9 protein-coding genes are annotated in these 14064 nt (G+C 59.6%); 4 read left to right on the top strand and 5 right to left on the bottom strand.

Annotated elements, in window-relative coordinates:
- Positions 1-115 precede the first annotated feature (115 nt).
- The gene (locus sake_RS06535) at positions 116-1147 is read left to right on the top strand and encodes an LCP family protein (RefSeq protein ID WP_129359672.1); all 1032 of its coding nucleotides are present in this window, start codon (positions 116-118) and stop codon (positions 1145-1147) included.
- An 11-nt stretch (positions 1148-1158) separates the two neighbouring features.
- Here sake_RS06535 and sake_RS06540 read toward each other — a convergent pair whose 3' ends face one another.
- From sake_RS06540 to sake_RS06560, 5 genes are all read right to left on the bottom strand, one after another.
- Positions 1159-2850 (bottom strand): AarF/ABC1/UbiB kinase family protein, encoded by a 1692-nt coding sequence (locus sake_RS06540; RefSeq protein ID WP_178945648.1) that lies wholly within the window; start codon positions 2848-2850, stop codon positions 1159-1161.
- A gap of 9 nt (positions 2851-2859) precedes the next feature.
- Entirely contained in the window at positions 2860-4335 is a 1476-nt protein-coding gene (locus sake_RS06545; protein WP_178945649.1) for a DUF2273 domain-containing protein, read from the bottom strand.
- A gap of 155 nt (positions 4336-4490) precedes the next feature.
- Positions 4491-7085 (bottom strand): aminopeptidase N, encoded by a 2595-nt coding sequence (gene pepN, locus sake_RS06550; protein ID WP_129359669.1) that lies wholly within the window; start codon positions 7083-7085, stop codon positions 4491-4493.
- Between the two features lie 113 nt (positions 7086-7198).
- Complete coding sequence (locus tag sake_RS06555) at positions 7199-9382, bottom strand: acyl-CoA dehydrogenase (protein ID WP_178945650.1); 2184 nt, start codon at positions 9380-9382, stop codon at positions 7199-7201.
- A gap of 56 nt (positions 9383-9438) precedes the next feature.
- Entirely contained in the window at positions 9439-10140 is a 702-nt protein-coding gene (locus tag sake_RS06560; RefSeq protein ID WP_178945651.1) for a TetR/AcrR family transcriptional regulator, read from the bottom strand.
- 141 nt (positions 10141-10281) lie between these two features.
- Here sake_RS06560 and sake_RS06565 point away from each other — a divergent pair, with 141 nt between their 5' ends.
- The 3 genes from sake_RS06565 to sake_RS06575 are packed head-to-tail and all read left to right on the top strand — an operon-like array spanning position 10282 to position 13993.
- Complete coding sequence (locus tag sake_RS06565) at positions 10282-11586, top strand: acetyl-CoA C-acetyltransferase (RefSeq protein WP_371811979.1); 1305 nt, start codon at positions 10282-10284, stop codon at positions 11584-11586.
- A 35-nt stretch (positions 11587-11621) separates the two neighbouring features.
- Positions 11622-12968, top strand: a complete 1347-nt coding sequence (locus tag sake_RS06570) for a 3-oxoacyl-ACP reductase (RefSeq protein WP_178946292.1) — start codon at positions 11622-11624, stop codon at positions 12966-12968.
- Positions 12968-13993, top strand: coding sequence for a MaoC/PaaZ C-terminal domain-containing protein (locus sake_RS06575; RefSeq protein WP_178945653.1), 1026 nt, complete (start codon positions 12968-12970; stop codon positions 13991-13993). Before sake_RS06570 ends, sake_RS06575 begins: the two co-directional genes overlap by 1 nt.
- Positions 13994-14064: the final 71 nt, after the last annotated feature.

Consider the following 14064-nt stretch of genomic DNA (forward strand, 5'->3'; position numbering starts at 1 on the left):
TCCACGAAGAGGTGCCGGGAATCATGCTCGATTCCCGGCACCTTTTTGTATACGCGCTGTAAAATCAAACGGAATCTGAAAGCCAGATTGCCTTCAACCCGACGGAGTCAGCCCCATGTCGCTCTCGAACGACCTCATGGACAACGACGAACAATCTCCTACGCCTCGTCGCCGCAAAAAGCACCGCAAGGGGCTAATCGCCCTGGGAATCGCCGGAACGCTATTGCTCGTCGCTGTGATCGCCGTCGGCGCATATTTTGCCAATTTGGCGCATAATTTCGACGCCGGAACACAAAAGTTCAACAACGCCATGCCTGCCGACGATGATGATCGTCCTTCCGAAACCGGCTCCTACAACGTTCTGATGCTCGGAAGCGACTCCCGAAAGGGGGAAGACGATGAGGCCAAGGTTTCCGGCGAACGTGCCGACACGATCATGCTCCTTCACGTCCCGGCAGACGGGGGACAGGCCTACGTCATATCGATCATGCGCGATACATGGGTCGATATCCCCGGACACGGTCAGGCGAAGATCAACGCGGCCCTGGACGACGGTGGCATTCCGCTCGAGGTCAAAACCATTGAAAATCTTCTCAACACCCGCATCGACAACGTTGTCGGAATCAACTTCGAAGGATTCAGGGACCTCACCAACGCATTGGGAGGCGTGACTGTCGATGTGCCGGTCGGATTCACGAATGATCATGGAGAAACCTTCGAACAGGGGCCGCAGAAGATGAATGGCGACCGTGCCCTCACGTTCGTGCGCGAGCGGTACAGCTTCACCGACGGTGACTACCAACGCGTACGGGACCAACGGGCCTATATGCGCGGAGTCCTGAAGGAAATCGGGGACCCGCAGACGTTGGCCAATCCCGCCAAGGTCAACGATCTCGTCAAGGAATTCTCGCCATATATGCAGGTCGACGACTCGATGACCGCTTCTCGAGCCGCCAAGATCGCCACGAAGATCGGGCCCAGCGGACTCCGCAACATGAAGATGATGACACTTCCGAACTCCGGAACAGGCTGGTCACCGGATGGCCAATCCATCGTCAACGTCGATCAGAACGCGACCGACAACTTGAGCAAGGCGATGGAAAACGGCACGATGGAGGACTTCGTCAAGACCGCCGACACCGACTGATCGGATGATCTCTAGCGGCTCCGCAAGCTCCGGCGACGTCTGGGGTTGCGGAGCCGCAGTTTTACGGTGCTCAGCAGGTAGCCTCCCAAGAGGCCCGCACTGCCCGCACTGCCGCCGATCAGCATTGTCCGCCAATTCTTGAAGCGGTCCGGCTGATAGGAAATAACTTTCGCGGAACCGTTGATCACCGCCGCGAGAACGGCCCCGGCGACGAGCCTATTGCCAACCACCTCCACGCGATCGATGAGCTCTTCGAGCTCATCGGCCCGAAGGTGCACGTCAAAACCACCGTTTTCGACGACGCCCATGATCTTGCGGAAAGAGCTGGGCACTTCGACGCCGAATTCGACGGCTTCGCGCGTCAGCTTGGACAGACGTTTGGCCAACGCGTCCACGGAAATCCTGCTGGTCACGAACGCGGAGGCATACGGAGACAAGACCGCGATAAAGTCAAAATCGGGGTCGATCAGTTCGCCCAGCGATTCGGCCGTCGCGATCATCCGAATCAACAACGCCGCTTCGGGCGGGAGGCTCAGCTGGTGGCGGTGCAGCATTCCCATCACGTCGGCCAGAACACGGCCGATATTCAGGTCCTCGAGGCTCTGGCCGGCGTATTGACGGATGAGACGTGAGACCTCAGGTTCGAGCTCTTGGGGCGTGACGCTACGGCCATGCGAATCCGTGAGGCGGACGATGGCTCTGCTGCATTGACGTGGGTTCTCGGTGGTGACGCCGATGAAGAGCGGCAGCATATTGTCACGGAATTCTTCGCTGAGCTCTCCGCACATGCCGAAGTCGATGAGGTTGATCGTTCCGTCCGGGCGTACGAAAAGATTCCCCGGATGCGGATCCGCGTGGAAGAGTCCGAATTCGAAGACCATGCGGCACATGGCCCCGGTTGCGTTAACCGCCAAGCGATGCCGGTCGACCCCTTGGGCCTCAAGCCGTTCGACGTCGCTGATCTTGATGCCGCCGACACGTTCCTGGGTCAGGATGCGCGAGGTCGTGGCTTCCCAGTAGATCTTGGGTATATGCAATTCGGGATCGTCGTCGAAAAAACTTGCGAATCGATCACAATGGGCAGCTTCGACCGTGTAATTGAGCTCCTCGCGTAGCGTCCGGGCGAACTGTCGGCTGAGCTCGACGACGTCGTACTGCTTGGCGATCGGTACATAACGGCTCAGCAACGCGGCGATGTCGGCGATGATGTCCAAATCCTGCTCGACATCCTCGAGGACTCCGGGCTTTCGGAATTTGACCACTACTTTTTCGCCGTGGAGGACTCCGGCGTGCACCTGTCCGATGGAACCGCTGGCCAGTGGTTCTTCGTCAAGGGAATCGAACTGGTCCAGCATCGCTTCTTCAGGCTGGCCGGCAAGCGTTTCGATCAGACGCTCAAAAGGAACCTGAGTCGAATCGTCCTGAAGTCTGGCGAGCTCATCGGTATAGGCCGGTGGCAGAAGATCCTGCCGCGTCGAAATCAACTGGCCGACTTTGATGAACGTGGGGCCAAGTTCCTCCAAGGCCATGCGAAGGTGCTCGGGCTGAGTGTGACGAGACTGAGGGTCCAGTCGGCGCACCCGTCGCAATGAGCTAGCCAGCGGCGAGCCCAGACCCTCGACGAGAAAGCCCAGGCCGTGTTTGACGAAGACCTCGCCGATCTGGAGAAATCGATCGGTCCGAGAGCGGGCCCGCTCGAGCATAGAAATCAATCAGTCCCTGTACTCGCGTTGAGACGCGGAAGAGGACTCCTGGCCGATGGTTTCATAACCGTCCGAGGAATCCAGGCTCGTCTGATCATGGAAGTAGCGAGCCGCGTCCAGATGACGTCCGTGCCCGCGATTGGCGTCCGAGACGGCCTCCACGTCGTATTCCTCAGCGGCTTCGGCCTCGAGGTCTTGTTCGGGGCCGTCTGCCTCCGGCAAGTCCATCGAAGATTCGTCGTCGAACGTGCCCTCGGCATCTGGATACGTAGCCTCGACGTCTTGGTCATGCGGGTATTCGGAGTCGTCGTCCTCGGGCTCCTGCTCATCGTCTGAGTAAGGTTCTTCATAGGTGAAGTCCTCGAGCCGCGCGGGCCCTTGAATACGGCCGATGTAGAGCCCGACGAACGCGATGGAGGCTCCGATCAGAATGCCCAGAACCCCAAGAACTGGTTTGAAGAAGACGAAAACGATACCGAGGATCACCAGGAGAGCCCCGAGCGCGCCCAAGCCAATCGCCGTCCGGTAATCGCCATGCCGCGACGAACGACCCCCGCTTGCGGCAGTGCTGCCGTGCGTCAACGGATATGCACGGTAGGGCTCCTCACCGGGCTTGGGAGGACGTTTGAGATCGGGGTCGGCTTCTGCTTCGGTCGGAACGTATGCAGGGTCGAGTTCATAGGTTTCTTGCCGCGGCTTGAGCTGCGGAACCGAATTCGGCAGGTCAAGATACCAAGAACGTGGAATGTCGTCGGCTCGCACGGCCTGTACAGTCAACGACAACTCGTAAGAGCTACCACGGATGGTCCCCCATACGGCGGTCAGCTTGTTGTTCTCGAAAGCGTAGCGGACTACGGGAGCCAGTTGCTCGGACATCTGCGTGCTGAGGCGCCCGACGACGCGTCGATCATGGAGGACGTCCACCACATCGACCTCATGGCCGTCAACCATCTTGTGACGGTTCGCTTCGAGTGTCAGAATCACACGCCCTTCCCCGGAAACAGGCAGAACATCGTGCAAGTACTCGGCATAGTCGTTCTCGTCGAGCACTTTGACGCTCGGGCCTTGGGGGAGGAGGGCGGCACGTACGGGTGAAGAGTTGATGGGGAACAGCAACTCCGGGCGCGAGACGGAAAGCACGGCTTTGGTCTCGAGGCGGGAATGACCGTTTTCCCTGCGTTGCGTTGCCCAATATCGAATCGGAGCTACCGGGATGTAGCCGGAGACCACGATCCGGGCCAGAGGCTTCCAATATCGCTCGGAGTCTTCCGGAGTCATACGAGCAACCTTGTGCCCAGCGACCCAGACGGCGACGCTGCCGGGGAACCATGGGTTGTCCGGTTCCGGCACCAAATGGGCCACGGCGTCCAAGACCTGCTCTCGATCCAAGCGACGACCGTCAAACATCCGCAAGATCTCGGCGTCGTAGTAGTCCTCGGTGACAAGCTCCAAGGATCCACGATCATTGAGCGCGTATTCAGTCACGGCGATACTCCTCTAATGTCCCTCAATACCCGAAGCAGGTTTTACTAGAATCTCACAACTTCGCGCCGTGGCACCGGTATTGCCTCGTGAGATGCGGGGTCGTGTTGCTCGTAAAAGGCCCAACGGACGTTTTGGCGTGGCCTGCCTGAGATCTTTCAGCCCCATAATGACCGGATCCGAGCTGCCCTCTTGGCGTCCTCGAGCCTTTCGGTCAGCTCTCGACGCAAAGCCCGTGGCGCGTCGGGGTTTTCTGAAAGCCAAGTCTCCGTCTCGACCTGTGGGTCGACGTCGTCGTCCAGCCCCGGGTACAGCCCTTTGACGATCCTCGTGGCCATTCCGATCGAATTCTTCTCCCATACGTCCCCCAGCCGTTCGAAGTAGTCGGCAGCGAGGCCATCGCGCAAAGCCGGTGTTCCCGTGCGAATACCTGCTGCCGTTGCCGACAGGATGTCGTTGGACAGCTCGTTGGTGAAAATGCTGGTCCAGGCTCGATGCTTTTCCTCGATATGAGGAAGCGCGGCTTTCGAACGGGCCGCACCGATGGCTGCATGCTGGCTTCGGTGGGAATCGAGGGCACGGTCTAGATATTCACCAGACACGACTCCTCGGGCCGCGAGCGCGGTACGTGCCGACCACACGAGTTCGTCGCTCAGTTCCAAGCCGCCCCACTCGTTGCGACCAGGGTTCTGCTCGGCGAATTCGACGAGCTCTTGCGCAAAGCCCAGAAGATGCGCATCTTCTCTCGCGAGACGCAGCCCGTGGCGCGTCAGGATACTTTGTCGATCGCTGCCTGGCTCACACAACGGAAGTTGCTCGGCTACCGCGGTGGAGAACTTGTGAAGGCAATCGCTGCGACCGTCCGGGGACATATAGAGGAAAAGCGCGGTTTCTGCGTGAACCAGTACGGTATCCAGGAGAGTTGCCGAGGTCTCGACTCCGAGTCCTGCGGCCACGTGATCCGTGTAGACCCGAGGGTCGAGCTCGCCAGCGCGGACCATGTTCCAGAGTGCGCTGCCGAGAACGGCTCGGTCAATCGGCTCAGCAAGCGTGTGCCCGTAGTTTACTGCGATTCCGATCTCTGCGGAATTGAACGAGGTCAGCGCGTAGGTCTGATCGTCCTGATTGACCAGTACGATTTCGTCGTCGGCCTGGCCGCGACCGAAGTCGGTGAGCTCTAGAGCGAGTCCTTCGCGACCGGACGGGATATCGGCCTCTTGCCCTTGTTTCTTCTTGAGAACCCCGTTCTCGAGGACGAATGAGGCCACATTCAGGACGTGGGGGCGGCCGAGGTCTTGAGTCACCGAGTCCGGGAGACTCTGCTCAAGGACGCCGCGATCCGGGTTGTACTTCAAGGAGGTGACGCCTTGGGACTCGAGCCAGGCCCGAGACCACTGGCCGAGATCCCTGCCGCACGATTCTTCGAGGGCGCCCAGAAAATCGGATAGCTCGGCCGTCCCGAATTCGTGGCGGGCAAAATACGATCTGGCCGCGGTGACAAAACGATCAAAGCCGACGTAAGCAACCAATTGTTTGAGGACCGATGCGCCTTTCGCGTAAGTGATGCCATCAAAATTCTGCTTGGCAGCTTCGACGTCCGGTATCTCGGCCACTATGGGGTGGGTCGTCGAGTAAAGGTCTTGAGTGTAGGCCCAGTCCTTGCGACGGTGGGCGAAAGTAACCCACGATTCGTTGAAGCCACCGACTTCTTCGGCTGCGAGGGCGCCCATGAATTCGGCGAACGACTCCTTGAGCCACAGATCGGACCACCAGCGCATGGTCACGAGGTCACCGAACCACATGTGCGACATCTCGTGCATGATGACGTTCGCTCGCCCTTCCCGCTGGGCCAGAGTCGAACCGCCGGGGAAAAGGTACGACTCCGTGAACGTCACGAGTCCGGGATTCTCCATGGCCCCGAGGTTGTATTCGGGCACGAAGGCCTGGTCGTACTTTCCCCACGGATAGGGGTAGGCGAACAGTTCCTGGAAGTAGTCCAGTCCCTTGGCGACGAGATCGAAGATTGCTTCCGATTCCATGTATTGGGCCATCGACTGCCGGCAATACAAAGTCATGGGAGCGACCGCGGAATTCTCTATCGAGGGCCGGTACAGCTTGCTGACCGCGTGGTACTGCCCTGCGAGCAATGTGGTGATGTACGTGGACATTCGGCGTGTTGGGGCGAAAATCCTTTTGCTGAAGCCCTCAAGGACCGGATCTTCCTGGGTGGACACGACCTCGGTATTCGAAGCGACTTCCCAATCGCTCGGCGCCGTTACGGAGAAGCGAAAAACTGCCTTCAGATCAGGCTGTTCGAAAGTTGGGAAAACGCGTCTACAGTCGCTGGGTTCGTATTGGGTGTAAAGATAAAGGCGGCCGTCTTCGGGATCGATGAAACGGTGGAGTCCTTCCCCTGAGCGGGAGTACAAAGACCGTCCGTGAATGACCAGACGATTGGTAGGGGCCAGACGGGGCAAAAGAATACGACTGCCTTGGACGACGTCCGAGATCCGCAGTTTCTGTCCGTTCAGTTCAACGGAATCGACGCTGTGGTGGATGTACTCGATGAACGTTTCGGCTTCACCGGACGTCGGGACGTCGGCTCGGAAGGTTACGGTTGTCGTCGTCGGAAAGGCGGGCATGCCGGGGTCCGCTGCATAGGTGAGATCCACGTGGACCTCGTATTGCTCGACATCGAGCATCTGGGACCGTGAGCGGGCTTCTTCGTCAGTGAGGTTGTCGTTACGCACCATCAAAGTATAGGTGCCAAAAGTGTTTCAGGTCATTCCCTCGGCCGCGGCCGAGGAGTGAAAAGCGGACCGCCTCAGCAAAAAGACGGTCCGCTTCACCACCGTGTAGTTCCGGTTCAGCGCTTTTTCTTCGAGGAATGCTGAGTCTTCTGTTTGCGCTTCATCTTGTTCAAGGTCTTTTCATCAACGGGCGCATCTGATGAAGCCCTGAGCTTCCGGAAGTACTCCGAAGCATCGGACTGGCGCACGGCCTCGATTCCGCTCGAAATCTCGGCTCGCAAATGTGCCTGTTTGAAGCCGAAAGCCTCGACCAATTGCAACGAAAATGGTTCGATCTTCTCGAGCAGGTGATTGATGTATTCGCCCAGGGCACGTCCGCGCTGCGTGGAAACCAGGCCGTAGGAAATATACCAACCCAGGTTCTTCTCGATCAGGGTCATTCCGAAGAGATCTCGCAGAGATGTCATAACTTCGGCAGTCTTGCCCTCGAGTTTGGTCAGGGACTCCGTCATGGCCTCCCACTGAAGCAGCTCCGCGTGCGATCGAGCCGCCTCGATCAATTTGACCTGTTGCGTGTTGAAGACTTGGGTCGCCTCCTCGGGGCGCATCTTCTTGGCCGGACGCAACGCATCCGCAGCCTCTGCGATCAACGTGTGGACCCTGTCGCCCAAGAGATCTCTCTGCAGCTTTGGATCTTTGAGGGCCTTGGCAGACTTCCTCTGGTCTCCCGTGTCCTGAAGTATTTGTGCGGCGCGGCGCAATCCTGTCCGATTGACCGCGAGATCCTCGGCGCGGGACGACACGTATTTGGTGATGGTCCCGAAATCGAGTGCGGCGAATTCCTTGGAATAATCGCCGAGTAGACGCTTGGCAACGAGCTGGAGCAGAACGTGGTTGTCACCCTCGAAGGTCGCGTAGACGTCGAGGTCCTGGTACAGGGATGTGAACCGGTTCTTCGTCATGAACCCGGATCCTCCGCAGGCTTCCCGGCACTCCTGGAGAGTTTCCAGGGCATTCCATGTCGACATCGGTTTCAACGCCGCCGCCAAGGTTTCGAGTTCGGCGCGGTTCTCAGGGGTGTCCTGGCGTCCTGAGAACACTTCGTCGAAAGTCTCCAACAGATCGTGGTGGGCTAATGCTTGCGCGTAGGTCGTGGCCAACAAAGGCAGGAGTCGGCGACGATGCAGCTGGTAGCTCATGAGCGTGGCTTCCGCATCCCCGCCCGCGGAAAATTGACGGCGTTCGTAGGCGTACCGAATCGCAATGCTCAGCCCTATCTTCGCTGCGTTGATCGCCGACCCGTCCAGCGACACACGGCCCTGAACCAAAGTGCCGAGGGTCGTGAAGAAGCGGCGACCTGGCGAATCGATGGGGGAGGAGTATGTACCGTCTTCGGCGACGTCGCCGTATCGGTTGAGCAGATTGGTCCGGGGGATTCTGACGTGGTCAAAAGCGAGCCTGCCGTTGTCCACGCCGTTCAGCCCTCCTTTGCGGCCGTCGTCCTCCGAGGTGATTCCCGGTAGGTTATAGCCCTCCTCATCCCGAATGGGGACGTAGAAAGCGTGTACGCCGTGGTTCACGCCGCGAGTGATGAGTTGCGCGAAAACCACCGCTGCCTTGCCGTCCTGGGCCGCGTTGCCGAGGTAGTCCTTCCAGGCGGCTTTGAACGGTGTGTTGATGACGAATTCGCCGCTTTCGGCGTCGAAGGTCGCCGTCGTACCGACGGAGGCGACGTCCGATCCGTGACCGATTTCCGTCATCGCGAAAACACCGGGTGTCTTCAAGGACATGATGTCCGGAAGCCATTTCCGATGATGCTCTTCCGAGCCGAGTTGATGGACCGCTGCCCCGAACAATCCCCACTGGACCCCGGCCTTGATCTGCAGAGACGGGTCTGCGGCAACCAATTCCTCGAATCCAGCGATGTTGCCGCCCGGGTTTTCCTGCCCGCCGACGTACTTCGGGTAGGCGCGGTGAACGACCCCTTTGTCGACAAGGACCTCGAGTTGCCGAGAGACGCGCTTGCGCTGATCCTGGTACGAATCGGTGTCGATCTTGTGAAGATCCGGATCCTCGATGATGTCCCGCGTGTACTGACGGATGTCCTTCCACTTGCCCATGAGCTCGTCATGGATCGCTGTGACGTCAATCGTGCCGGCGGCTTGCGGATCCTGCACGGCCTGAATTTCTTCGACCGGTCCTTGCGAGAGGGGCTCAGGAGAACCTTTGTGTGGCGCGCGCTGCTCCGAGAGGTTGTCTGTTTCGTTCCCGCCGGTCGAGACGTTTTCGTTGAGGGGCATGGTTCCTCCTGTGGTCTTGGGGCTGTCTGTGTGTTCGTGGATTGGATGAGTGGGTTTCATCGAGAGTCCTGGAGCGGCATGAGAATCCATTGGGTCAGTCTCTCGACGACGATTTCTCGTGGAGGTCCCTCTCCCAGCGCGTTGGAGCGGCTCCACTTGTCCGTCACCGAGTTGACCATTCCAACGACCGCGCGGGCCCAGTAATCCAAAACCAACTCATCTTCGATGGATGTTTTGTTCAACCCGTTGGGTATGGAACGGAGGGAGCCGAGGAGCAGGGTCGCCATGTGGTCGGCGAAATGGCCCAGGGAAGCGGTGGGATTCTCGTCGTCTTCGGCTCGCGTCCAGCCCAATCCCGCCTGAGTTGTGACGAATTCATGAATGGCGGGTGATCGCTGGACCATCGTCAGGTACACATCGATCATGCGTTGAACAACATCCTGAGGCGTGGAGCCGCTGCGGGCGGCCTCCGCGATTTTCGGCTCGATTCCGGCCAGAAGGAATTCTCCCAGCGCCTGGCTGAGTCCTGCTTTGTCCGTGAAGTATCTGTAGAACACCGACTTGGATGTTCCCGAATGCTGTGCAATCTCTTCCATCGAGGCCTGAGGCCCGAGCTTGTGGATCGCCTTTCTGGCCTCACGCAGAAGCTGCCGACGGCGGACACGCCGATGCGTGTCCCACCGTGTGACCCTGCCGTCCAGGGAACTTGCCGGAGCGGAATCATCTTTCCGCTCATCAAGGCTCTCTTTGGTATTCACGATACGCAGAGTATCAGGTACTCTTGTATTTTGTAACCCCAGTCACAAGGGCGATGCCGAGTGGTATCCGACCGGAGCACGATGACGAGCCATTCGGCCCGTCGCGGCACGATCGCCCTGCATCTACGATCCGGAGGATCCATGTCTCAGGCCTACGTACTCGGCGGCAACCGAATTCCTTTCGCGCGTTCCAATGGGGCCTATGCCTCGGCAAGCAACCTCGATATGCTCACCACCACGTTTGACGGGTTGGCCGCTCGTTACGGACTCGCAGGTCAGCAGGTGGGCGAGGTCGCTGCTGGAGCCGTCCTCAAACATTCGAAGGATTTCAATCTGACCCGTGAGGCCGTGCTCGGTTCGGCGTTCGCCTCGTCGACGCCCGCGTATGACGTCCAACAGGCCTGCGCAACGGGGTTGGAGACCGTCTGGGGTCTGAGCAATAAGATCAGGCTAGGCCAGATGGACTCCGCGGTTGCCGGCGGCGTGGATTCCGCCTCCGACGCGCCGATCGTGGTCTCCGAGGGACTCCGTCGCGGGCTCTTGGAGTTGTCTCGGGCCAAAACACTGAAACAGCGTTTGGCTGCCGTATCCAAGATCCGCCCCGCGGATATCAAGCCTTCCGCCCCGAGCACCGGGGAACCCCGCACAGGGCTGTCGATGGGTGAACACCAGGCGATCACCACGGCCGCCTGGGGGATTTCGCGTGAAGACCAGGACGAGTTGGCTCTGACCAGTCACAAGAACCTGGCTGCCGCGTACGAGCGGGGATTCTTCGATGATCTCCTGACGGGTTTCCGCGGGCTCAGCAAGGACAACAATCTTCGTGCGGATTCGACCCTTGAGAAGTTGGGAAAATTGAACCCGGCTTTCGGGCGCAGCCTGCCGGAAGAAGCAACCATGACCGCCGGAAATTCCACGCCGTTGACCGATGGTGCCTCGGCGGTTCTTCTGGGAAGTTTGGAGTGGGCGGAAGAGCGCCAGCTCACGCCGCTCGCGCGCATCGTCGATGCCCAGGCGGCTGGGGTCGACTTCGTCAATGGAGAAGAAGGCCTCCTCATGGCCCCGGCGTACGCCGTCCCGAAGTTGCTCGAGCGGAACAATCTTGAACTGGGCGATTTCGACTACTACGAGATACATGAGGCATTCGCCTCGACGGTCCTGTGCCATCTCAAGGCTTGGGAATCGGAAGAGTTCGCCCATGAGAAATTGGGCCGCGACTCTGCCGTGGGATCGATCGAGCGGAGCAAGCTCAACGTTAACGGATCCTCCTTGGCCGCCGGGCATCCTTTTGCCGCGACGGGTGGACGCATTGTCGCAACACTTGCCAAACAACTACACGACTCGGCCCAAGAGACAGGCAAATCCCAGCGCGGCCTGATCTCGGTGTGCGCCGCCGGAGGTCTCGGCGTGACCATGATCCTCGAAGCGGATCAGCCTGCCAAGTAGCCAACCAAAGAATTCTGCGAGGAGACAGCCAAATGATGAAGGATTCATACGCACAGATCGTGAACTCGTCCGTGGGCAAGAAAGTGGCAGGGGCGTTGGGTCTGCCTCAGCCGGTGGAGCTTCGACGCTACGAGCCGCACCAGGACTTGCTGAAAGACCGCAAAGTTCTTGTCGTTGGAGGTCAGAGCGTCGATGGGTTGGCCGACAAATTGCTCAATTGGGGCTTGGAGGTTCGCCGACATCCGGAAACGAACACCCGTTACGGTGCGATCATCGCTGATTTCACCGAGGCAGAGAAGCCTGGTGACCTACAAAAAGGTGCCCTGACGGTCGGCGCTGCCTTGCGAAGCCTCGGCAGTTCGGGCCGCGTGATCGTGCTCGGTCGATCGACGGAAGGCATCGAGTCCCCGAACGCTGCGGAGATCACTGCAACTCAAGCGGGCGTGGTCGGGTTCATGCGCTCCTTGGCTCACGAGATGCGCAAGGGCGCGACGTGCAATCAGCTGAATCTCTCGCCGGAGCTCAGGCCCGATGACGAGAGCGTCGAGGGGCCACTTCGATTTCTCCTCTCGGCGCGTTCGGCCTACGTCAGTGGTCAACCTGTGAACGTTGAGCCCGCGAAGCCACATACGGTCGACCCCGAAACTCCGGTCAGTGGACAGGTCGCCGTGGTCACGGGCGCGGCTCGCGGCATCGGCGAGGCGATCGTGCGTCGACTCCACGATGACGGTGCAAGCATTATCCTGGTCGACGTCCCGGCCGCGGGGGAGGCGCTGTCCAGAGTCGCCAACAGCGTTGGGGGACTGGCGCTCCAGCTGGATATTACCCAGGACGATGCCGGTGCAAGGATCGCGGAAGCCGCCAAGAAGCACTTCGGTCGCCTCGACATCGTGATTCATAACGCAGGGATCACCCGCGACAAGATGCTGGCCAATATGGACGAAGCGAAATGGGGATCAGTCTTGACCGTCAATCTGGCCGCCCAGCTGGCCATGAACCGTCAACTGCTGGACTCGGGCGCCTTGGGGCCCAATCCGCGCGTCGTGTCCTTGGCATCGACGAGCGGCATCGCAGGCAACCGGGGGCAGACCAACTACGGGGCATCCAAAGCTGGAATCATTGGCATGGTCTCTGCTCTGGCAGTCGATTTTGCCCAGGCTGGCGGCACGATCAATGCCGTCGCACCCGGTTTCATCGAAACCGAGATGACCAAGGCGATGCCCACTGTGACCCGTGAAGTTGCTCGGAGGCTCAATTCGATGCAACAGGGCGGAAAGCCCGAAGACGTAGCCCAGGCGGTTGGTTTTCTGGCGTCGAATGCTGCGGCCGGCATCAACGGGCAGACTCTGCGCGTCTGCGGACAGTCCATGGTGGGTGCGTAATGAAACTCCCACGCATTTCTGCGAAGCAGCTCATAGGGCGGGACGTGCCCGCGTTGAATCCGAAGTACCTCCGAGACAAGGCCGGCCCTGCAGGTATGTACTTGAACATACTGGGGAAAGAGCTGGGGAGCGCCGTTGAGAAGCGGCGACCAGGTCACGATTCCGAAGCATCGTCTCCTCGGCAAGTGCTGCCCAGCCCGTCCGCGTTACCCGCGATCGATCACCGCATCAGACTGGGCTCGGCCGATAATCAGAAATTCTGCGAGGTGGTTGGAGCCAGCGCTACAGACCACGCGCACGGCGGATATCTACACGCCGTCACGTTCCCGTTGTCGACTGAGCTGATGACGAAGAAATCGTTTCCTCTGCGCCTGCTCGGCCTGATCCACCTGAAAAATTCTGTGGTCCATCATCGAGCGGTCGCGGTAGACTCGACCGTCAAAATCAGGGTGCAAGTCAAGGGATTCGGAAAACACCGTCGCGGCACGACCGTCACCATTCTCGCCGAGATCTGGGATGAGTCCGGTGAACTGGCGTTCACGGACGAATCCGTCTACCTGTCCAAGGAGGCTCCCGCGTCGAACAACCGGAAAAACGGCACCTCAACTTCCGACATTTCGGAAGGTCGAGAGCAACGGCCCGACCCGCGCGACGGATTCACCCTGATCGGAATGTGGCGCCTGCCCTCGGCGACTGGACGTTCCTACGCGAAAGCCTCAGGTGACGCCAACCCGATCCATCTCAGCAACGCCACGGCCAAGATCTTCGGAATGAAGAGCGCAATCGCTCACGGCATGTACTGCGCGTCTCGCGCTCTGACTCAGGCGACTCGAGATCCGGCTGCACCCTGCTCATGGAGCGTTGAGTTCGGCTCTCCTGTCTTCCTGCCGACCAAGGTCGGAATATGGCGCGACCTGGATCATGGGACTCGTTCAGAGGTCGTCCTGCGGGGTATAGGCCAGAAGAACCGCAAGAACTTCGATTTCTCGTGGCGCGGCCCAGAAGCTCACCCGGACCAGGACTGACCCCAAACCGGGAGCTTGTGTCGAGCGTCACCGTCCCGCGTGGCCCCAAGGATTTGCGCCCAACCGGAGCA

The sequence above is a fragment of the Kocuria sp. TGY1127_2 genome (genome assembly GCF_013394385.1).
In the GTDB taxonomy this organism is placed as follows: Bacteria; Actinomycetota; Actinomycetes; order Actinomycetales; family Micrococcaceae; genus Rothia.

Excerpts from the sequence above, each read along its gene's own strand:
- sake_RS06535 (WP_129359672.1), top strand. The coding sequence starts at position 116 with ATGTCGCTCTCGAACGACCTCATGGACAACGACGAACAATCTCCTACG.
- sake_RS06575 (WP_178945653.1), top strand. The coding sequence starts at position 12,968 with ATGAAACTCCCACGCATTTCTGCGAAGCAGCTCATAGGGCGGGACGTG.
- sake_RS06565 (WP_371811979.1), top strand. The coding sequence starts at position 10,282 with ATGTCTCAGGCCTACGTACTCGGCGGCAACCGAATTCCTTTCGCGCGT.
- sake_RS06540 (WP_178945648.1), bottom strand. The coding sequence starts at position 2,850 with ATGCTCGAGCGGGCCCGCTCTCGGACCGATCGATTTCTCCAGATCGGC.
- sake_RS06555 (WP_178945650.1), bottom strand. The coding sequence starts at position 9,382 with ATGCCCCTCAACGAAAACGTCTCGACCGGCGGGAACGAAACAGACAAC.
- sake_RS06570 (WP_178946292.1), top strand. The coding sequence starts at position 11,622 with ATGAAGGATTCATACGCACAGATCGTGAACTCGTCCGTGGGCAAGAAA.
- pepN (WP_129359669.1), bottom strand. The coding sequence starts at position 7,085 with ATGGTGCGTAACGACAACCTCACTGACGAAGAAGCCCGCTCACGGTCC.